Origin of the sequence: Flavobacterium zubiriense, from assembly GCF_041729725.1 — a bacterium.
GTDB lineage: Bacteria > Bacteroidota > Bacteroidia > Flavobacteriales > Flavobacteriaceae > Flavobacterium > Flavobacterium zubiriense.
This window is the reverse complement of sequence record NZ_JBCFQL010000007.1, coordinates 136,740-157,380: the sequence shown is the minus strand read 5'-3', so window position 1 is coordinate 157,380 and position 20,641 is coordinate 136,740. Positions and strand designations below refer to the sequence as shown.

The window sequence follows — 20,641 nt, the reverse complement described above, 5'->3', positions numbered from 1 at the left end:
GAGATAGCGGGAAATGATCCATTAAAAAATAGTTAAATAAAACTTAAATAGTTACTTAATTCATGCAAATATATTTGGTTTAGCGTTTTGTAGCTTAATCTTTTCAGGATCTATCATTTAGTTTATTCTCTATTAATTGTGTTATTCTAACAGATCTAATTCAACAGATTTGTTTTTATGATCTGTCGAACGGATTTTGGATTGATAAGGGAGGATAGTATTAAAGCAGGTTGTAAAGTCAATGTAATAGCAGTTAGTCATATAAAAATTCAATTTTTTTGTCACATCGAGCGCAGTCGAGATGCAATAAAGATTCTCGACTGCGCTCGAACTATAGTAAAACGGGATTGTTTATTTCAAAAACTAAAAGCCTTCAAAAACACCTAGACCAAATAAAGCAAAATCATATTGTACAGGATCAGTGGCATCAAATTCTCGAAGTTTAGAATCTAATTCGAAGAGCGCTTTTCCATCGTTTTGCTTGCGAGTCAGTAAGCCTAATTTTCGAGCTACATTTCCGGAATGAACATCCAGTGGACAAGAAAGCAGAGCAGGGGCAATGGTTTTCCAAATTCCTAAATCGACTCCTTTATTATCTTGGCGACACATCCATCGCAAGTACATGTTAATTCTCTTAGCTGCCGAATTATTCAAAGGGTCTGAAATGTGCTTTTGGGTGCGAGCTAAATGTGGTATTTCAAAAAAGGTTTTCTTGAATTCAGAAATGCTTTTTTGCATCGAATTGGCTTCTTGATGTTTAGCAAAAACGGCTTCTAAGCCATCATGATTTTTATAGATGTTGTGTAAACTTTTAATGAAGCCAATGAAATCCTGACCATTAAAAGTACGATGTACAAAAGTTTCTAACCGTACCAAATCTTCATCAGAATGCGACATCACAAAATCATAAGGAGTATTTCCCATCAATTCCATCATGCGATGGCTGTTTTTGATAATCATTTTCCGGTTGCCCCAAGCAATGGTAGCACTCAAAAAGCCAGCGATTTCGATATCTTCTTTTTGTGTAAATAAGTGCGGAATTTGCACCGGATCACTTTCTATAAAATCAAGGGTGTTGTATTGTACTACTTTTTCGTCCAGAAAATCTTTGAGTTCAGCTTTGTTCATTCTTTTGTTGGAGAAGCTTTAGGGGTTTAAAAGTTTAAAAAGCAAGTATTGAGTTCGGCGGTATCTTAGAGCCTTAGCCACTCCGTTACTTTTAAAAACTAATTTGTCCGTCCACCATCACCAGTTTTCTATCAGCCATATTAGCCAATTCTTCGTTGTGAGTAACAATAACAAAAGTTTGTCCAAATTCATCTCTTAATTTAAAGAACAATTGGTGTAAGTTTTCAGCCGAAGCAGTATCCAAATTTCCCGAAGGTTCATCGGCAAAAATTACGGCTGGTTTGTTGATTAAAGCTCTCGCTACAGCCACACGCTGTTGTTCTCCCCCTGAAAGTTCGTTGGGTTTATGATTGATTCGATGAGAAAGACCAAGATAAGTTAATAATTTTATAGCTTCTTCTTCGGTTTCTTTTTTTGATTTTTTGGCTATAAAAGCCGGAATACATACATTTTCTAGCGCAGTAAATTCAGGTAACAATTGATGAAATTGAAAGATGAAACCTAAATTTAGATTTCTGAATTGAGATAAATTTTTGTCATTCATAGACAAAATGTTTTGGTCATTAATTCGAAGCTCAATTCCGTTTTTAAGATTTGCTTCCTCTTTAGGGACGGGGGTATTCGGACTGTCTAATGTACCTAAAATTTGTAAAAGTGTTGTTTTTCCTGCTCCAGAAGCACCTACAATGGATACGATTTCTCCTTTTTTTATGTGTATATCAACTCCTTTTAAAACATGAAGTTGGTCGTAATATTTGTGTAAGTTTTTGGCTTGTATCATAGTGGGCAGTTTTTACAAAGAAACAAAGATTTTAATGATTTAAAAATTAGAAAAAGCATAATTTTAGTTTAAAAAGCATAAATTTGAGTTAATAGAAACAGTTGCTGTTCTGTAAAGAATGGTTTTTGTATTTGGAGAAACGGTTAATAAAAATAGTATGGAAAAAGAAGAAATGATAGAAGTAGCAACATTTGCGGGTGGATGTTTTTGGTGTACCGAGGCGGTTTTTTTAGAATTAAAAGGAGTGCAAAGTGTTGTTTCTGGTTATATAGGAGGAAACACGGTGAATCCTACATATAAAGAAATTTGTCAAGGAGATACAGGTCATGCCGAAGCCATTCAAATTAGTTTTGATCCCACAGTAATTTCTTTTGGGGAATTATTAGAATTGTTTTTTGCAACTCATGATCCTACTACTTTAAACCGTCAGGGAAATGATGTGGGAACGCAATATAGAAGTGAAATTTTTTATCATAATGAAGAACAACGAGAGATTTCGGAAGATTGTATTCGTTTTTTAACCCAAGAAGCTGTTTTTGATAAACCAATTGTTACCAGAGTTGCTGCTGCTTCTACTTTTTATGAAGCCGAAGCGTATCATAAAAATTATTACAATCAAAACAAGTCTCAAAGCTATTGTTCCTTTGTAATTACTCCTAAAATTGATAAAGTGAGAACTTATTTTAAGGACAAATTAAAAGAAAAGTAGGAGCTGAAAATGGACGATAAATATAAAAAGCTGATTTTAGGAATTGTTTTCGATGCTATCGGAATGCTATCGTTTACAATTCCTTTTTTAGGCGAGTTTTCAGATGTAGTTTGGGCTCCAGTAGCTGGTTTTTTGATGACCAGAATGTATAAAGGAACCGTAGGGAAAATAGGTGGAATTATTGCCTTTGTTGAAGAACTTTTACCTTTGACGGATATTATCCCATCGTTTACATTAACCTGGATTTATTATTATATTATAAAAAAAGAAAGCTAATTATTTTTGTTTTTAAATACAAATCCCAATCCCATACTTCGAAGCAATTTTTTAGAAAAAGGATAAAAGAATTTAGATTGACCAAAAATGTATCCAAAGAACATTAATAAGAAGGGATATAAGGGTAAAACTAATACAATTAAGATGATGTAATAGAAAAGCCAATGGGTGTTTTCTCTATCGATTCCTAGAAGATTCATAGCGTAACTAGAGATTTTTGCCGATAGTGAACCGTTTATAGCAAAAACTATAAAAATAATTGCTAAATCATAATTAGATGTTATTCCCCAACGTTTTTTTAACTTGTCCATGCTCACTTTAGATAATAACAAATATAATAAGATTATCTTAGAGGAACACGACCAAAAAGTCTTTGCCGATAATTATTTTGGAAATAGATCATATAGTTGTAGATTAAATAATTTACTTCATAACCATAATCAATATTGGGATCATAATCAATACTCATTTCATATAAATCACGGCTGTAGCGTTCCGGTTGATAAAAACGATTGTTCCATTCGTTGATATACAATTGGTTTTTGGTTTCCAAATAACTTTGGGTGTAAAATCCACGGGGTTGAGCCATAGAGTTGAGCCAAAAAGAAAAACCAGGGTCAATAATAATAACTTCATATTCTAATTCTTCATTGACAATTTTGATAGTGTCACTGCTAGTTGAATTTAGCGTTTTGTCTTTTACAATAGTTGCTTTTTGAGTAGAGCAACTAATTAAAATGAGACCTAGAATTAATGTTAATACATACAGCTTATTTTTCATGGCAAAAGTTAGTTTGACTTAAAATTACGGATTAAATAGCTGATTTTATGTTTTTGCAAAAAAATGCCATTTATCTTTTCAATAAATAGCATTTGGATTACTTATTTTTCTAGTTCTATTTTCCGAAAAGTTTCCCCAACATTCCGCCTAATCCTCCTTTTTTAGTCAATTCAATAGCATCATCAAGATCTACTTTTCCATCTGCATTTTGATCCAGTCCAAAATGAATTCCATAAGTAGAAATAGCTTCCATAATACCGGCATTTTCTGGACTATTCCCGCCAGTTAAAGCATTTAAAAGCTCTGAAATATTTAGACTATTGTCTTTAGGATCGTTAGCTTTAGAAATTAGTGATCCTAATATTTTTGGAATCATTGCTGTTGCGGTGCTAGTTGCTGTTGCTGAATTGATTCCTAGCTTTTCGGTTAAAGAATGAGATACTTGATTTGTAATTTCTTTTACTGTTGGGTTGTTTTTATCAATATCCTTGCCTTGTAAAATGCCTGCTATTTGCGATAAGTCAGTTTGGCTTGCTATTTTTTGTAAACTGGAAAAAATAGAATTACTGGTTTCTTTTAGCACAGCCTCATTGTGTTCATTTGGAATTGCATCGTTTTTTACAACTGCATCTGCGCCAAATTCCTGTACTAATTGTGATAATTGTGTTAACATGAGATTTGTTTTATATGATTGGTTACCAAATTTAATAAAAAAAAGGACTCAATAGCTATTTACCATGAGTCCTTTTGTATTATAAAAACTTAAATTTTAGCTTAACAAACTAATAATTTGTGATGCTAATTCAGTTCCAATTCTATCTTGAGCTTCTCCTGTTGCAGCTCCAATGTGTGGAGTCAAAGAGATATTTGGGTGCATTAAAAGTTGAGTTGCCGGAGTTGGTTCGTTTTCGAAAACATCTAAACCTGCAAAAGCAACTTTTCCGCTGTCTAAAGCATTTATTAAATCTACTTCGTTAATAACACCACCGCGAGCACAGTTTACAATACCTACACCGTCTTTCATAGTAGCAAACTCTTTTTCAGTTACAATGTAACCGTTTTGAGCAGGAACGTGTAATGTAATGAAATCAGCTTCTTGAAATAAAGATTCTAATGATTGTGGAACAACAGTTGTAGTTATTGATTGACCGTCAAAGAATTCTACTTTAATATCTACTTGTGGAATAAAACTATCAGCAGCAATCACTTTCATACCTAAACCAAGAGCCATTTTAGCTGTAGCCTGACCAATACGACCAATACCTACAATACCTAAAGTTTTTCCTCTTAATTCAGTACCATTAGCATAAGCTTTTTTCAAGTTATCAAACTTAGTGTCTCCTTCTAATGGCATGTTTCTGTTAGAATCATGCAAGAAACGAACTCCAGACAATAAATGAGCAAAAACTAATTCAGCTACAGATTCTGAGGAAGAAGCAGGAGTATTGATTACGTGAATTCCCTTGCTTTTAGCATAATCCACATCAATATTATCCATTCCTACACCACCACGACCTATGATTTTAATGCCCGGACAAGCATCAATAATGTCCTTACGAACTTTAGTCGCACTACGAACAAGAATAACGCTTACGTTATTTTCGTTAATGTAGTTCGCTACTTGTTCTTGAGCAACTTTTGTAGTGATTACTTCAAAACCACCTTTTTCTAAAGCTAAGATTCCACTTTTTGAAATCCCGTCGTTTGCTAATACTTTCATGTTTTTTTATTACATTAGGAGGTTTTATCCTCAAATTAATTGAATGGTTTAGAAGCTATTTCCCGCTATCCGTTTCAATCTTGTGTCGGCGTAGATGCCTGCCTCCACAAGGATTTCCACTTCTATCGGGGCTAGAGCCTCTGCTAGCATTTTAAAATAAAATTCCAATACTGAAATTCCAAATCCCAAAACCTATTTAGCTTATGTAAAACCCACAATCTATATAGTTCCCCCTTCGGGGTTAGGGGGATTTAAACTGCTTTTTCTAAAGCTTGCATCGTATCTACTAAAACCTGTACGCTTTCAATTGGCATAGAGTTGTAAATAGATGCTCTGTAACCACCTACAGAACGGTGTCCTGGTAAACCAGAAATTCCAGCCTCTTTCCACATTTTGTCAAATGTTTCTGTGTGCTCAGGATTAGTCAATAAGAAAGTAACATTCATATTAGAACGATCTTCCTCAACAGCAGCTCCTTTAAATAATGGGTTTCTGTCAATTTCGTTGTAAAGCAATGTTGCTTTAGCGTTGTTTAGTTTTTCAACCGCTGCAATTCCGCCTTTTTCCTTGATCCATCTCAATGTCAATAGAGACGCGTACACAGGGAAAACAGGAGGAGTGTTGAACATACTATCCGCCTTAACGTGTTTGGCATAATCCAACATACTTGGAATAGCACGACCGTTTTTACCGATGATTTCTTCTTTAATAACTACTAATGTAGCTCCTGCAGGTCCCATGTTTTTTTGAGCACCAGCATAAATAATATCAAATTGAGAAAAATCCAATTGTCTAGAGAAAATATCCGAACTCATATCGCAAACTAATGGAACATTAGTTTGAGGAAATGATTTCATTTGAGTACCAAAAATGGTATTGTTAGAAGTACAGTGGAAATAATCTGCATCAGCAGGAATTTCATATCCTTTTGGTATGTAAGTATAATTGTCATCTTTTGAAGAAGCTACAATAACAGTTTCTCCAAAAAGTTTTGCTTCTTTAATAGCTGCAGTAGCCCAAGTTCCTGAATCTAAATAAGCTGCTTTTCCACCTTCTTTCATCAAGTTGTAAGGAACCATCAAAAATTCAAGGCTTGCTCCACCTCCAAGAAAAAGTGCTTGGTATCCTTTTCCTTCTAATCCTAACAACTCAAGAGCCAAAGCTCTAGCTTCGTCCATTACTGCAACAAAGTCTTTGCTACGGTGTGAAATCTCTAAAATTGATAATCCTGAATTATTGAAGTCTAAAATAGCTTGTGCTGATTTTTCAAAAACTTCTTGTGGTAAGATAGATGGTCCTGCGCTGTAGTTGTGTTTTTTCATGGTGTAGTTTAAGTCCAAAAAATTAAAATGCAAATTTCGGTAATAGGACTCGAATAAGCATTAAATTATTCATAATAATTATTAAAATTTTTTCTATGTTATTAACAAAAACGATATAGTATCAATATTATCCGCATAATCCCATAATTTAGGCTGTTGCGTCTGTCCAAATGAAACACTGTTTTTTATTAAATTATTGCTCACAATACATTGGAGAGTATCAGCTTCAGCTTCTAGTTTTTTTTCTAAATCCGAAAGGTTTTCGTAATATTCATAAAAGACACTCGAAATAGGAGAGGCATGACTGCTGTCTTCTTTTATGGTTAGAAAACCGTTGTCTAATAATTTAAAATTACTCATCAGGAAAACCGCCTTATTATAATCATAATTATTAGCGTATTTTTCATAATGAATCACATTCTGGTATTCGAATAAGGCTTCGAAAAAGGAATCAAATTTGTATCCTTTTGGAACAAAAAGCTTAGAAACATTGCGGCATCCTAAACCAAAATACCTAAAAATATCTTCGCCTAAAGCAATTAATTGTTCTTTGCTTTCCTCGCCGTTTAAAACAGCAATAGAATTTCGGCTTTTTCGAATAATAGAAGGCTTGTCTTTAAAATAATATTCAAAATAACGGGCTGTATTGTTGCTTCCAGTAGCTATTACAGCATCAAAATTTTCTAATTTTCCTTCGCTAAAAGTAATCTTGTTTTCTAACTCTGGAGCAATATGAATTAGGTATTTTGCAAGAAACGGAAGCAAATGTTGGTCGTTTGAAGACGTTTTTACTAAAACATCATGTCCAGTTATTAAAACGGACAGAAAATCATGAAAACCCACTAGAGGAATATTTCCGGCTAATATCAGCGCAATTTTTTTAGGTTTTACGTTGTCAAAATTGTACATAGACAACCATTCGTTTAGGTTCTCGCTGGTTAAGGCTTTCGCCCAAGATTGTATAGCATAATGCACTTGTTCAGGAGTGTACCAGCCATTGTGCGATTGCGAAAGTTGAATCAAATCAACAAAAGAATCAAAAAAAATAGCATTGCCTAAAACACCTTCTTTTTGGAGGTTTTCGGCTTCGGAAAATTGGCTTAAAAACCTTCCTAATTCTACAAAAATATTTTTTTTGTTTTCTAATGTCATAATGTTTGTTTATGAAATGTTTTGATTGTAATTTTGCACAAAAGTAAGATTTAATAAATCGAAAGTCAAAAGTCTTATGTCAAATGTTTTTTGACAATCAAGATTTTTGCTTTAAAAACACAAACACAGAACAAAATGGCAATTATCATAACAGACGAATGTATCAACTGTGGTGCATGTGAACCAGAATGCCCAAATACAGCAATTTATGAAGGTGCTGACGATTGGAGATATAAAGATGGAACAAAATTAAGTGGAAAAGTAATCCTTCCTGATGGGACAGAGGTTGATGCAGATGATGCTCAAACTCCAATTTCTGATGAAGTGTATTATATTGTTCCAGGAAAATGTACAGAGTGTAAAGGATTCCATGATGAGCCTCAATGTGCTGCTGTATGTCCTGTAGATTGTTGTATTCCAGATGATAATCATGTTGAAGATGAAGAAACATTGTTAAACAGACAAGCTTTCTTGCACAACGAATAAGAATATATTTGAATTAAAATTTTAAAAATCCTAAGCAAATAAGTTTAGGATTTTTTTTGTTTGAAACATTCCTATTTGGACAGAGTAGCATTAAAAAAAATAGCCGTTTCTTATTAATTATGGAATTAGGCTATCTATGAATTTTATATATTATATTTGCAACTTTTAAAATCAAAACTAAAACGCATAGCGAAAAACGCTAGCTGTAAACAATACGATCATGAAAGCAGGAATTGTAGGATTACCAAATGTAGGGAAATCAACTTTATTTAATTGTTTGTCAAATGCTAAGGCGCAAAGTGCCAACTTTCCATTTTGTACTATCGAACCTAATATTGGTGTGGTAAATGTACCCGATCCACGTATCAATAAATTAGAAGAATTAGTAAAACCAGAACGTGTTCAAATGGCAACTGTTGATATTGTTGATATTGCAGGTTTGGTAAAAGGAGCAAGTAAAGGTGAAGGACTTGGGAATCAATTCTTAGGAAATATTAGAGAATGTAATGCTATTATTCACGTATTGCGTTGTTTTGATAATGATAATATTGTTCACGTTGACGGAAATGTGAATCCAATTCGCGACAAAGAAACAATTGACATCGAATTGCAGTTGAAAGATTTAGAAACGGTTGAAAAACGTTTGGAAAAAGTAAATCGTGCTGCTAAAACAGGAAATAAAGAAGCAATTACTGAAAAAGGACTTTTAGATAGAATAAGAGAAACATTGTTGCAAGCTAAATCAGCTCGCACCGTTCTTCCACAAAATAATGATGAAGAAGTTTTATTAGAAACGTTTCAGTTAATTACATCAAAACCAGTATTGTATGTTTGTAATGTGGATGAAAATTCAGCTGTAAACGGAAATAAATATGTAGACCAAGTAAAAGAATTGGTTAAAGACGAAGACGCGGAAGTAATTATTCTTTCTGTTGGTGCTGAAGCTGATATTACTGAATTAGAAAGTTACGAAGAGCGTCAGGTTTTCCTGGAAGATATGGGATTGACTGAGCCAGGTGCATCTGTTTTAATTCGTGCTGCTTACAAATTGTTAAAACAACAAACCTATTTTACGGCAGGTGTAAAAGAAGTTCGTGCGTGGACTATCAATATTGGATCTACTGCACCTCAGGCAGCGGGAGTGATACATACTGATTTTGAAAAAGGATTTATCCGTGCCGAAGTAATTTCGTATGAGGATTATGTTACTTACGGTTCAGAAGCAAAAGCTAAAGAAGCAGGAAAATTCAAAGTAGAAGGAAAAGAATATATTGTTAAGGATGGTGATGTGATGCATTTCCGTTTTAATGTGTAGTTTTTTTTTAGAAGCAAGAAACGAGAAGCAAGAGAAAAGAATAAAGAAAATAAATATGAATATAGAAAGAACTGTTCAAGCAATTGGGCAGTTTTTTTTGTGTAAAGCTTAGCTGCAAAATTTAGTTTTTCGACTAAGGAATAGGACTATGTTACCAGGGACTAAAAACTCAGAACTCAGGACTCAGAACTATTAACTAAAAAAAACGCTACATCCACAACATGGATATCCTGTAATTTTTAAAATGAATATTGAAAATTTTTATACTCTAAAATGTATAAATTTGAAAGATTATAAATTCACAAAATAAATGAAGCCCAAAGAATTTTTATCCAGAGCAGGATTTCTTTTAAAAGAAAGCAGTTTGGCTTTCTTAGATGATAATGCTATTAAATTGAGTGCAGCTTTATCCTATTATACCATTTTTGCACTTCCGCCATTATTAATTATTATCATTACGGTTTGTGGTTTTTTCTTTGGGGAGGAAGCTGTTTCTGGACAATTGTATGGACAAATTAATGAAATGATTGGTAATGATGCTGCAATCCAAATTCAAAATGCTATTAAGAATGTGGCTCTTGCTGATAGTAATGTATTTGTAACTGTTTTTGGAATTGTTATGTTGCTTATTGGGGCTTCTGGTGTTTTTGCCGAAATTCAAAGTTCAATCAATTATATCTGGGGAATTAGTGCAAAACCTAATCGTGGATTAAAAAAATTCATTCAAAATAGAATCATGTCGTTTTCAATGATAGCTTCGGTTGGGTTTTTAATGTTGGTGAGTTTAATGGTCAATACGGTAATGGATTTACTAGGCGGTCGAATTATGAATTACTTTCCGGAAAGTGCTTTTTATTTTTTTTATGTACTTAATGTTATAATCGTTTTTGCTATAATTTCCTTATTGTTTACCATTATTTTTAGAACGCTTCCTGACGGAATTATCAAAATGAGAGATGCCTTAATTGGAGCTTCATTTACGTCTTTACTTTTTATAATAGGTAAGTTTGTTATAGGTTTTTATTTAGGAAGTTCTTCAGTAACAACATTGTATGGAGCTGCGGGTTCGGTGATAATAATTTTAGTTTGGGTGTATTATTCGGCAATCATTTTATATTTCGGAGCTGAGTTTACAAAAGTATATGCCAATAATTTTGGAGGAGCGATTAGACCAAATAAATATTCGGTCCGAATTAAAAAAGAAATTATAGAAATTGAACCTCTCATAAAACCAAAAAAATGAAAATAATAGCCTTTGGCGCAAGCCCCAGTAAAAACTCGATCAATAAAAAATTAGCGACTTATGCCGCTTCTATTTTTGAAAATGCCACAGTAGAGGTTTTGGATTTGAACGATTATCAAATGCCATTGTTTAGTGTGGATATCGAAGCCGAAATAGGGCAACATGAATTGGCAAAAGCTTTTTTGTCTAAGATACAATCAGCTGATTTTGTAGTGGTTTCTTTAGCCGAAAATAACGGGAATTTCTCAGTCGCTTTTAAAAATATTTTTGATTGGTGTTCTCGAGTTGATGTCAAGGTATTTCAAGAAAAACCGCTGTTATTGATGGCTACTTCGCCGGGTAGTAGAGGAGGAGCGTCAGTGTTAGAAATTGCTAAAAACGCTTTTCCACGTTATGGTGCCGATGTGAAAGCTACCTTTTCATTGCCTAGTTTTAATGACAATTTTGACTTAAAAAAAGGCAAAATTTCCAATGAAGAATTAGATAATCAGTTGAAAGTGATTGTGCATAGTGTAGAAATCTAAATTTTTAAAAACTATTTTTTTGCCAAAAGAACTCTAGCAGTGTTATTTTTGTATTTAAAATGATGGAGTTAAACGATTCCTATTTATAAAACCTACTTGTCCTATAAAATTATTTTATTTTTCGCAAAACAAAAATAAGGAAACCTCAGGTACTTTTTATTTTAGACATTTGGATGGTATTGAAAATTGTACAAAAATCACAGTCTGTTTTTTCTTGATTTAATATCAATATCTAACAAAGTTTGCCCAGTTTCATTAATAGAATTGGCAGCAAAACCAGCTACATAAACTCCTTTTTTTCCTGATTTAGATTGGATACCATACACAATGGCTTCATCATCAGGATTAGAATTTCCTTCATAACGATAGATGTGTTTGATTTCATAATTGCTAGGGGTTTTTAAAATCTCATCTTCATGCTGGTTGAAGTCGTAATTAAAACCATTTTCGTTTAGTTCGTCTAAAGCTATTGAAACAGAAGCATAATGATATATTGTGTCCATACTATTGAATGTTTTAAAAGTTATTAAAGACAAGACTTTAAATATAACCAATTTATCTCTAATGTATTGTAAATTGCTTGCTAAAGTAGTTTTATTAGACTTGTTACCACGGTTTAATTATTGTACTTTTGCCGCACAGACCGCCTTATCGCTTTATGCTGAACTCGTTTCAGCATCTGAAAAGATTCCGAATCAAGTTCGGAATAAAGAGGAAAGTCCGGACACCACAGAGAAGCATAGCGGGTAACACCCGTCATTCGCCGCGGCGGATAGGACAAGTGCAACAGAAAGTATGTACAGGTAATGCTGTAGTGAAACCAGGTAAACTCTATGCGGTGAAATACCAAGTATATCAGCATTTAAGGATTTCTCGTCCGTTGTTGAAGGGTAGGTAGCTCGATCTTGTTGGTAACAACAAGGCTAGATAAATGATAAGGTATCGTTTCGTTTTTCGGAACAAGACGAGAACAGAATCCGGCTTATAGGTCTGTTTTTTTTCTTTCAAAAAAGAAAACCATTAAAGAATTATTTCCTTAATGGTTTTTATTGAGAGGTTTCAATTATACTCGTTTATTCTTCATCACCATCATTTTCTAAAGAATCGCCTTCTACTTCTTGTTCCGATTCAAATTCGAAAAAACTAAAAATAGAACCGCCATAAATTTTCTGAAAAGAAAAATTAGCCATGTGACTCAACTTAGTATATTTAGAATGTTCGATCACCATCATTCCTTCTTCGTTCAAAATGTTTCTTTCGAAAACAAGTAAAACTACTTTTTCAAAAGTGGCTTGGTCTAATCCGTAAGGCGGGTCGGCAAAAACGATGTCAAACGAAGCATTGCATTTTTCAAGAAACTTAAAAACATCACTTTTAGTTGCAGCAATTGGGAAATCATATTCGGAAGCCGTTTTTTTGATGAAGTTTACACAACCAAAATCACCATCAACAGAAGTGATAGGCGAACTTCCGCGAGAAGCAAATTCGTAACTAATATTTCCAGTTCCAGCAAATAAATCCAAGACTTTTAAACCATCAAAACTAAAATGATTGTTTAAAACATTGAACAAAGCTTCTTTGGACATATCGGTTGTAGGGCGAACGGGTAAACCTTTTGGTGGGCTAATGCGTCTTCCTTTGTATTTTCCTGAAATGATTCTCATGAGTTGAAAAGTATAAAATGATTTCTGTTTTCGGCCTCAGAAAAATAATTGTTCCATCGTAAATCTTCCACATCAAGAAGTGAAACATTGCGAATGTATTTGTAAGCCATTTTAAAAAACGGACTTTCGGCAGTAATGTTCCCAATTAATTCCAAAGGGAAATTTTCGGGATTCATATTCAGTTGTTCGGCAGTGAACAAGATGTAATAAATAAAATCTTCGGGAGTTTGGTATTCAAAAGAATTAAAAAGCAATAACTTTTGGTTTTGAATCACCACGATTTCAAAATGAGTGGCATTAAAATGCACCATCATTTTTTTAGTGTCCACATTTTTGGATGCATCCAATAATTTAGTGACCAAAATACTGTTGGCATGTTTGTATTCGAAAGAACCAAATTTGTCTATAAAGAAATTATTCATATTCACATACGGAATATAAACGGCATTGATTTCGTAATTGCTGATTTCGTCAAAAGCAAAAAAATCAGTTTCAAAAACTTTGGTATTGTATTGCAAATAACTTCCCAGGTAATTTTCGTCAAAAAGTGGCGTAGGAACAAAAGTCGATAGATTGTTGTTGTGAATTACAAGAACGTCATCGTATTGTTCATTCAGTTCCGAATGTTCTGCAAAAGCATTCGCAAACAAATCTTCTATTTTTAAATTTTTCTCGAAAGGATCAAAATGGATTTCCTTGAATGATGAAACGGTATTGTTCAGCGTGTCAAAACAGCAAAAAGAAAGTCCAGTCAAAGAAACCTGAATGGAGAGTTTTTTATATTTCTTTTCGGTAATGTCCATTAATGAATGTTTTTTCTGAATGACAAACTTACAAATTTCAATGGCAATAGCAATGGCAATGCCAATAACAATTTCAAAAATCAATAGTAATTTCAAGAGTAATGTAGTTGTCGAAAGTTTTACCACAAAGAGACACGAAGGAATCGCGAAGTTTTTTGTCATTCCGTAGGAATCTATACATTTTATCTTAATTGTTCTTTGAGATTCCTACGGAATGACAAACTGTGAGGAAAAAGAGTAATAGTAAAAGTAATGACAATCGGGAAAAATAATCTGTTTAAACCTCTTAAATCAGTATTGAAATTAAGATTGGTTTTTGCCATTATTTTTGCCATTTCTTTTAGAAATTAAGATTGGTTTTTGCCATTGCTATTGCTATTGATTTTTATTGCCATTGTCATTGCTTTTTGAAATTGTCATTTATTAAACGTAATTTGCAACAAAATAATAACAATGATTTCCTCCCAGTTTTACAGTCTTTTAAAAAAGAAATTTCCGTTTTCTCCCACTTACAATCAGGATATTTTTTTTCAAAAGATTGCCATCTTTTTGACTGAAACAACTAATGATAGCATTTTTGTTCTTAAAGGATATGCTGGGACGGGAAAAACCACTGTTATTTCAACAATCGTAAATAATCTTTTAGAAATCAATAAAAAATATGTTTTATTGGCGCCAACAGGTCGCGCTGCTAAGGTAATTGCAAATTATTCGAACAAAGCTGCTTTTACTATTCATAAGAAAATCTATTTTCCAAAGAAAAATACAGGTGGCGGTGTTTCTTTTACGTTACAACAAAACAAACATAAAAATACCATTTTTATAGTCGATGAAGCTTCGATGATTTCAGATGTGGATTCCGATTCTAAAATGTATGCCAACGGCTCTTTGCTCGACGATTTGATTTCGTATGTGTATTCGGGGACCAATTGCAAGATGATTCTTTTGGGAGATACCGCTCAGTTGCCTCCTGTAAATTTAGACATTAGCCCAGCTTTGGATATTCGTACTTTGAGTATGAACTATAATAAGGAAGTTGATTATATCGAACTCGACGAAGTAATGCGTCAGGAAGAGAGTTCTGGGATTTTGTATAATGCTACCGAACTTCGGGAATTATTGAAAGATTCTTTTATTACCGATTTTCAGTTTAATGTTCGAAAGTTCAAAGACATCGTTCGACTCATTGATGGTTACGATATTCAGGATGCGATCAATTCGGCTTACAGTAATTATAGTATCGAAGATACCGCATTTATTGTTCGTTCGAATAAAAGAGCGAATCAATATAATGAGCAAATCAGAACTAAAATTCTGGATAAAGAAAGTGAATTGTCTACTGGAGATTTTTTGATGGTGGTCAAAAACAACTATTTTTGGTTGAAAGAATCTGATGAAGCTGGTTTTATTGCCAATGGTGATATTATCGAAATTTTGGAGATTTTTAATATCAAAGAATTGTACGGATTTAAGTTTGCCAAAGTAAAAATCAGAATGGTCGATTATCCCAATCAGATTCCGTTTGAAACGGTTTTGTTATTGGACACCATAAAAAGTGAATCACCATCATTGACTTACGAAGAATCAAACCGATTGTATCAGGAAGTTTTAAAAGATTATGAAGGCGAAACCAAATTCAAACAATTCCAAAAAGTAAAAGCCAACGAATATTTCAACGGACTTCAGGTGAAATTTTCTTATGCCATTACTTGTCACAAATCGCAAGGAGGGCAATGGAATACGGTTTTTATAGAACAACCGTATTTGCCTAATGGAATTGACCGGGATTACATTCGCTGGTTGTATACCGCCATGACTCGTGCTAAAAACAAATTGTACCTAATAGGATTTAAAGACGAAAGTTTTGTGGATTAATTTTTACCAATTGTAGCTTCACGATGTTGCATACCCCATTCCAACATTTTGTCCAGCACATCACTTAATAATTTTCCTGATTCGGACAATTCATATTCAACTGTAATTGGAGTGGTATCATAAACGGTACGTTTGACCATTCCGTTCACTTCTAAATCTTTCAATTCTTTGGATAACATGCGTGGTGTAATTTTTGGAATATTGCGTTGAATGTCTGTGAATCGTCTTTTTTCAAATAATAAAGAACCTATAATAGGTAATTTCCATTTTCCGCTAATTACATTTAAAGTATCATTTACTGCTAACACAAACTGAATCGGGCAGGCTTTGGCTTCTTTGAAACTAATTGCATTTTCCATTTCCATAATCTGTTGATTTTATTGTTAGTATACTAAAGTATATCGATATATTTTAGTATGTTACTATATTTTATATAGCAAATGTAGTTAACTTTGAATAAAAATTAATCATAAAAATTTAAAAATAATGAATACAAAAATTTTAGTTACAGGTGCTACAGGAAATTTTGGGAGATTAACAATCGATTTTTTATTGAATAAAGGAATTGCTGCAAATACTATTTCGGCTTTGGTTAGAGATGAAGGAAAGGCATCAGACTTAAAGCAAAAAGGAATCAATTTAAAAATAGGGGATTATGATAATTATGATTCTTTGTTAGCAGCTTTTCAAGGAATCGATAAATTGTTATTGGTTTCTGGAACTGATTTGGTAAACCGTAGTAAACAACAATTGAATGTGGTTAAAGCCGTAAAAGAAGCTGGAGTCAAACACATTTTATATACCAGTTTTGAACGTAAAAATGAGACAGAAACCTCTCCGATTGCTTTTTTAGCTCAATCGCATATTGATACTGATAATGCTATCAAAACAAGTGGAATCAATTATACTATTTTTAGAAATAATTTGTATCTGGATGTACTGCCAATGTTCCTTGGAGAAAAAGTACTAGAACAAGGAATCTTTTTTCCTGCTGGCGAAGGTCAGGCTGCTTATGTTTCGAGAAATGATTTAGCTGAAGCAGTGGCTAATGTCTTGACTTCAACTGGACACGAAAATAAAGAATATGCTATGAATAATGTAGAAAAATATTCGATGCAAAATATTGCGGATACTTTGAGCGAAATTACCAATTCAACAGTAAGTTATACAAGTCCAAGTGCTGAAATATTTTCAAATGTACTGAAAAACGCAGCTGTACCAGCAGAATATATCGGAATGTTTGTAAGTTTTGGGGAAGCAATCAAGCAAGGAGAATTTCAGGCTGAATCAAGTGATTTGGAAAAATTATTAGGAAGAAAACCAACAACTTTAGCTGATTTTTTAAAAGCGGTTTATCTAAAATAATTTTTTCAAAGAAAAGATTTAAAAAAAAATACCCAAGATCGAAAAGCCATTAAGACACATAAGTTTTTGATTTCTGTAAGTTTATAACTTATTAAGTGTAGAGATAAAAGATCAAATATGTTCAAGTTGCGTCTCTATTTACGAAAAAAAAACGCTACCGATTCCATTTTAATCTATGGTATTCTGTTAAAATCAATTCAAACTGCCTGTCGGCAGACAGATCCGTATTCCTATTGATCTAGGTATAAAGAACATGATAAAAGAAAATCCTCTTTTTAACCGATTTAAAAAGAGGATTTCTATTTCTAAAGCTTGAAGACTTTTAGAGCCTGTCAAAAATTCATTAAAATTAATTTCCCCTAACCCTAAAGGGTGTAATTTTGATGAATTTTCAAGAAATTTTCCACCCTTTAGGGGCGGGGAAAAAGAAAATTTCTTTTTTTAAATAAATTTAAACAGACTTTTATAAGTTTGCTTTAATTTTTTCAATTATCGCATCATATTCAGTATCCGAAAGTGCTACTTTGTTTGGATTCATTTCGAAAACACTTCCAAAACCATATCCGTCTTTGTATTTTGGAACAATATGAAAATGCAAATGTGACAAAGTATCTGAAAAAGCACCATAATTGATTTTATCAGGATTAAAGGCTTTTGCAATAGCATTTGCAGTGGTTGCAACGTCATCTATAAAAGCATTGCGTTGTTCGTTGCTTAGTTCATGAAATTCAACTCCATGGTCTTTGTAAACTACATTCAAACGACCTGTGTACGATTGCTCTTTAAACAAGAACAATTGCGATACTTTCAAATCGGTAATTTTAATCATTAGGTTGTGTAATGTTTCGTTTTCCTGGCAATACAAACATTCAGAAACTGGTGATGGCATATTTTTATTTTATAAAATTAGTAAAGTGTTTTTGATAGATTCAGGCAAAGTTGTTCATACTATTTTATTGATCTCAAAAATAGTTAAAACTATGTGCTTTAGTGTATTTTCCTTTCAGGTTCTAAAAATATTCACCGCAAATTCGCAAATTATTTTTTTCTTTGCAAGTCTTTAAATTTGCGAATTTGCGGTGGATTTTACTTTTCAACCTCACAGACTTTCAATCTGCCAAACCAAATCTACGGACTTTAAGTCCAGAGAGGTTTATTTTTCTAAATGCCCTTTTGCTTTAAGTTGTTCTAGAACTTTTTCGCCAATTTGTTTTCCCCAAACTTGCCCAACAGCCATAGATTCTTGCATGACTTGTGGCATTGTTGCAATCATTTTTTTTCCAACAGGAGAATTGTAAAATGTAATTATTTGATCAATATCAGTTTCGGTGTAATACTTATCATAGATAGGTATAATCATATTGGTAATATCTTCTGCTTTTATTTCTTTTTTAAAATCTTCCCAAAATTCATCTTTAACTGAAGAATGAGCAGTCTTAAAGCTATTAATCATTTGGTTCATAACTTGGATTCCCATTTTACCAGAACCTGTTAATTCCATCAATTGATTTATTTTTTCGCTTTTTGAAGTGCTTTGTGCATTTGCTGAAAGAGAAAGAACACAGAAACTTAAAATTAAGAATGATTTTTTCATGGTTTGGTTGATTTGTAATTTATAGGTTTATAATTAATCAAAAGTAAGGATTTAAAATTGACTAATAAAAATTATCCCACAAAAAAAAGCGCTCTCTTTCGAGAACGCTTTTTTATATTTAGATAACTAAGATTTAGTTGTTTTCAATCCATTTTCTGGTATTTACACAATGTAAAAGCTTAATTTTAAAATAGATTATAACTAATACCTATAAAAAGAGCAGGTTTGTAAACTTCATCATATCTGATTTCTGTATCTGATTCATTTGTAAAATTATATTGCTGTTTTGTCTCTTCAAAGACTAGGTTTGACATACTAATTTTGTTAATTTTATTGAAAGAAATTCCAGATGTTATTACTAATCGATTCGTTTCTGTTAAAAATACACTTCCTCCCATATAAAAACCAACATTTGCATTATCATTGATGCTTAATCCTACCGAAAATCCAGCATCTACACTTCCTTTAAAATTGTAATATGCATGGAGTAATCCGCCTAATGAATGTTTTAAAGCACTACTACTAGCTTTTGAAATACCTGTTTTAGATATCGGGTCTGTTTCATTTTTTTTTCTAATAGTATAATTATCATCGGATATAAAATTTAAAAAATATCCTGCACTTCCATTTACTTTCCAATTACCATAAGACTTCACTTCGAATTCACGGTATTCATACACTACTTTACCTTTGTTGTTTTTTAATTGAAGTTTTATTTTTGCACTATCATCATAAACATTATCTGATATAATTGTTTTTGTAAAATTACTATTCATAATCTCATCATAAAGATCTATTCCTGCTTGTGCTTCTTCAATTATTTTAGTTCTGTTTTTTGATTGGATTAAACTATCATTAATTACTTTTACCTTTTTCATTTCTTCTCCAAACAGATATTTAGTTTCAAAACTAGCGGTAATTTTATCAAATTTTAAAACATTTTTCCCATCTTTCAATTCTCCAGAAAGTTTAAGCTCTTTGTTTTTGAATGAAATATTTAACTGTTCGAATATTGAAACTAAATTCAGGTATGATGTTTCAAGATTGCTTAATTCTTCTGTTACTTTTATTTTTTGTTTTAAATGATCATCTTCAAGTCCATAAACAGCATTGTAACTGGATTTACTTCGTGCTTGAAAGTTTTTTGTATTACTTATAAATATGCTATCCCTATTTATCTGTTTTAAAAGGGTATTTTTTAGTGTTGTATATTTATCAATATTTAAAAAGTGTTTTTGAAAAATCTTAAATTCATCTTTGAATTTTTGAGATTGAGTAACAATATTAAAAATTGAATCATATTGCTTTTTAAGTTTTTCATTATTTTTGGTTAACTTTTTTATTTCTTCATCCAACTTATCTGATTTGATTTTTAAATTAGCTATCTCTTCTTCTAAATTTTTTATCTGTAGCTTGTCAATATCATTACTTCCCGAAGTAGCCATTTTCAATTCTAAATTATTAATTAGAATTTTTTTATTATCGATTTTATTTTCAAGTAAAATCATCTCTGAAACAATGTTAATATCACTTAGTTTACCTTTTTTATTTACCTCTGCTTCAGATGTGCTTTGTTTTTCAGGGAAATTAAAGTCTAAAAATCCTTTTGTACTAAAATCAAAATTTATAGGGGTATATGTTGAATATGTTTTCATTAAAAAAGTATTAACTCCTAATACTTCAACACATAAAGGCGTACCATATTTTACTTCTTTTTTAGTCTCTAATAAATCAGGCCCACTAGCTGTTAAACAAGTTATTTTATCTTGTCCCCAGTTTACACTACTCATTCCAAATAGCATAGCAAATAGTATAATTTTTTTCATAGTAATTTTTAGTTTAGAATGGTTTGAAAAATATTTTTGTCTAATTTGATTATCGTTGTGAGCCATAACCCTTAAAT

23 protein-coding genes and 1 other RNA gene are annotated in these 20,641 nt (G+C 32.4%); 9 read left to right on the top strand and 15 right to left on the bottom strand.

Annotated features, from left to right (window positions below; genetic code table 11):
• Positions 1-363: 363 nt before the first annotated feature.
• Both AAGV28_RS08175 and AAGV28_RS08170 read right to left on the bottom strand, forming a co-directional pair.
• The gene (locus AAGV28_RS08175) at positions 364-1,128 is read right to left on the bottom strand and encodes a TIGR02757 family protein (RefSeq protein ID WP_373406328.1); all 765 of its coding nucleotides are present in this window, start codon (positions 1,126-1,128) and stop codon (positions 364-366) included.
• A 91-nt stretch (positions 1,129-1,219) separates the two neighbouring features.
• Positions 1,220-1,909: an ABC transporter ATP-binding protein gene (locus tag AAGV28_RS08170; RefSeq protein ID WP_373406327.1), complete on the bottom strand. Its 690-nt coding sequence runs from the start codon at positions 1,907-1,909 to the stop codon at positions 1,220-1,222.
• Positions 1,910-2,066: 157 nt separating this feature from the next.
• Here AAGV28_RS08170 and msrA point away from each other — a divergent pair, with 157 nt between their 5' ends.
• Together msrA and AAGV28_RS08160 are read left to right on the top strand one after the other, a co-directional pair.
• Positions 2,067-2,618 (top strand): peptide-methionine (S)-S-oxide reductase MsrA, encoded by a 552-nt coding sequence (gene msrA / locus AAGV28_RS08165; protein ID WP_373406326.1) that lies wholly within the window; start codon positions 2,067-2,069, stop codon positions 2,616-2,618.
• A 9-nt stretch (positions 2,619-2,627) separates the two neighbouring features.
• Positions 2,628-2,894, top strand: coding sequence for a hypothetical protein (locus AAGV28_RS08160; protein ID WP_373406325.1), 267 nt, complete (start codon positions 2,628-2,630; stop codon positions 2,892-2,894).
• On the opposite strand, the gene AAGV28_RS08155 is transcribed toward AAGV28_RS08160, so the two are convergent.
• From AAGV28_RS08155 to AAGV28_RS08130, 6 genes are all read right to left on the bottom strand, one after another.
• Positions 2,891-3,205: a DUF6787 family protein gene (locus AAGV28_RS08155; RefSeq protein ID WP_373406324.1), complete on the bottom strand. Its 315-nt coding sequence runs from the start codon at positions 3,203-3,205 to the stop codon at positions 2,891-2,893. The two genes, AAGV28_RS08160 and AAGV28_RS08155, sit on opposite strands and share 4 nt — an antisense overlap.
• A gap of 32 nt (positions 3,206-3,237) precedes the next feature.
• Positions 3,238-3,675, bottom strand: coding sequence for a DUF6146 family protein (locus tag AAGV28_RS08150; RefSeq protein ID WP_373406323.1), 438 nt, complete (start codon positions 3,673-3,675; stop codon positions 3,238-3,240).
• A gap of 115 nt (positions 3,676-3,790) precedes the next feature.
• Positions 3,791-4,348: a hypothetical protein gene (locus AAGV28_RS08145; RefSeq protein ID WP_373406322.1), complete on the bottom strand. Its 558-nt coding sequence runs from the start codon at positions 4,346-4,348 to the stop codon at positions 3,791-3,793.
• A 96-nt stretch (positions 4,349-4,444) separates the two neighbouring features.
• Positions 4,445-5,395, bottom strand: a complete 951-nt coding sequence (locus AAGV28_RS08140) for a D-2-hydroxyacid dehydrogenase (protein WP_373406321.1) — start codon at positions 5,393-5,395, stop codon at positions 4,445-4,447.
• 251 nt (positions 5,396-5,646) lie between these two features.
• Complete coding sequence (gene serC / locus AAGV28_RS08135; RefSeq protein WP_373406320.1) at positions 5,647-6,717, bottom strand: 3-phosphoserine/phosphohydroxythreonine transaminase; 1,071 nt, start codon at positions 6,715-6,717, stop codon at positions 5,647-5,649.
• A 93-nt stretch (positions 6,718-6,810) separates the two neighbouring features.
• Positions 6,811-7,869, bottom strand: coding sequence for an acyl-CoA reductase (locus tag AAGV28_RS08130; RefSeq protein WP_373406319.1), 1,059 nt, complete (start codon positions 7,867-7,869; stop codon positions 6,811-6,813).
• 135 nt (positions 7,870-8,004) lie between these two features.
• Here AAGV28_RS08130 and AAGV28_RS08125 point away from each other — a divergent pair, with 135 nt between their 5' ends.
• The 4 genes from AAGV28_RS08125 (at position 8,005) to AAGV28_RS08110 (ending at position 11,437) form a co-directional block, all read left to right on the top strand.
• Positions 8,005-8,355 carry a 4Fe-4S dicluster domain-containing protein gene (locus tag AAGV28_RS08125; RefSeq protein ID WP_373406318.1) on the top strand — a complete coding sequence of 117 codons (351 nt, stop codon included), beginning with the start codon at positions 8,005-8,007 and terminating at the stop codon, positions 8,353-8,355.
• 220 nt (positions 8,356-8,575) lie between these two features.
• Positions 8,576-9,670 carry a redox-regulated ATPase YchF gene (gene ychF, locus AAGV28_RS08120; protein ID WP_373406317.1) on the top strand — a complete coding sequence of 365 codons (1,095 nt, stop codon included), beginning with the start codon at positions 8,576-8,578 and terminating at the stop codon, positions 9,668-9,670.
• 310 nt (positions 9,671-9,980) lie between these two features.
• Positions 9,981-10,913: a YihY/virulence factor BrkB family protein gene (locus AAGV28_RS08115; protein ID WP_373406316.1), complete on the top strand. Its 933-nt coding sequence runs from the start codon at positions 9,981-9,983 to the stop codon at positions 10,911-10,913.
• Positions 10,910-11,437, top strand: coding sequence for an NADPH-dependent FMN reductase (locus AAGV28_RS08110; protein WP_373406315.1), 528 nt, complete (start codon positions 10,910-10,912; stop codon positions 11,435-11,437). The genes AAGV28_RS08115 and AAGV28_RS08110 overlap by 4 nt, the downstream gene beginning before the upstream one ends.
• Positions 11,438-11,634: 197 nt before the next feature.
• Here the strand turns inward: AAGV28_RS08110 and AAGV28_RS08105 are convergent, their stop codons facing one another.
• Positions 11,635-11,940 carry a hypothetical protein gene (locus tag AAGV28_RS08105; protein ID WP_373406314.1) on the bottom strand — a complete coding sequence of 102 codons (306 nt, stop codon included), beginning with the start codon at positions 11,938-11,940 and terminating at the stop codon, positions 11,635-11,637.
• Between the two features lie 132 nt (positions 11,941-12,072).
• On the opposite strand from AAGV28_RS08105, the gene rnpB reads away from it, so the two are divergent.
• Positions 12,073-12,438: RNase P RNA component class A (gene rnpB / locus AAGV28_RS08100), an RNA gene on the top strand.
• A gap of 72 nt (positions 12,439-12,510) precedes the next feature.
• Here the strand turns inward: rnpB and AAGV28_RS08095 are convergent.
• Together AAGV28_RS08095 and AAGV28_RS08090 are read right to left on the bottom strand one after the other, a co-directional pair.
• Positions 12,511-13,101 (bottom strand): RsmD family RNA methyltransferase, encoded by a 591-nt coding sequence (locus tag AAGV28_RS08095; protein ID WP_373406313.1) that lies wholly within the window; start codon positions 13,099-13,101, stop codon positions 12,511-12,513.
• Positions 13,098-13,904 carry a DUF3822 family protein gene (locus AAGV28_RS08090; protein ID WP_373406373.1) on the bottom strand — a complete coding sequence of 269 codons (807 nt, stop codon included), beginning with the start codon at positions 13,902-13,904 and terminating at the stop codon, positions 13,098-13,100. The genes AAGV28_RS08095 and AAGV28_RS08090 overlap by 4 nt, the downstream gene beginning before the upstream one ends.
• A gap of 453 nt (positions 13,905-14,357) precedes the next feature.
• Here AAGV28_RS08090 and AAGV28_RS08085 point away from each other — a divergent pair, with 453 nt between their 5' ends.
• Complete coding sequence (locus AAGV28_RS08085) at positions 14,358-15,779, top strand: ATP-dependent DNA helicase (protein ID WP_373406312.1); 1,422 nt, start codon at positions 14,358-14,360, stop codon at positions 15,777-15,779.
• On the opposite strand, the gene AAGV28_RS08080 is transcribed toward AAGV28_RS08085, so the two are convergent.
• Positions 15,776-16,144 (bottom strand): winged helix-turn-helix transcriptional regulator, encoded by a 369-nt coding sequence (locus tag AAGV28_RS08080; protein ID WP_373406311.1) that lies wholly within the window; start codon positions 16,142-16,144, stop codon positions 15,776-15,778. The genes AAGV28_RS08085 and AAGV28_RS08080 overlap by 4 nt on opposite strands.
• Positions 16,145-16,265: 121 nt before the next feature.
• On the opposite strand from AAGV28_RS08080, the gene AAGV28_RS08075 reads away from it, so the two are divergent.
• Complete coding sequence (locus tag AAGV28_RS08075; RefSeq protein WP_373406310.1) at positions 16,266-17,144, top strand: SDR family oxidoreductase; 879 nt, start codon at positions 16,266-16,268, stop codon at positions 17,142-17,144.
• Between the two features lie 463 nt (positions 17,145-17,607).
• Here the strand turns inward: AAGV28_RS08075 and AAGV28_RS08070 are convergent, their stop codons facing one another.
• From AAGV28_RS08070 to AAGV28_RS08060, 3 genes are all read right to left on the bottom strand, one after another.
• Positions 17,608-18,033 carry an HIT family protein gene (locus tag AAGV28_RS08070; RefSeq protein ID WP_373406309.1) on the bottom strand — a complete coding sequence of 142 codons (426 nt, stop codon included), beginning with the start codon at positions 18,031-18,033 and terminating at the stop codon, positions 17,608-17,610.
• 264 nt (positions 18,034-18,297) lie between these two features.
• Positions 18,298-18,738: a DUF2059 domain-containing protein gene (locus AAGV28_RS08065; RefSeq protein WP_373406308.1), complete on the bottom strand. Its 441-nt coding sequence runs from the start codon at positions 18,736-18,738 to the stop codon at positions 18,298-18,300.
• Positions 18,739-18,923: 185 nt separating this feature from the next.
• On the bottom strand, positions 18,924-20,630 hold the full coding sequence (locus AAGV28_RS08060) for a hypothetical protein (RefSeq protein ID WP_373406307.1): 1,707 nt from the start codon (positions 20,628-20,630) through the stop codon (positions 18,924-18,926).
• Positions 20,631-20,641: the final 11 nt, after the last annotated feature.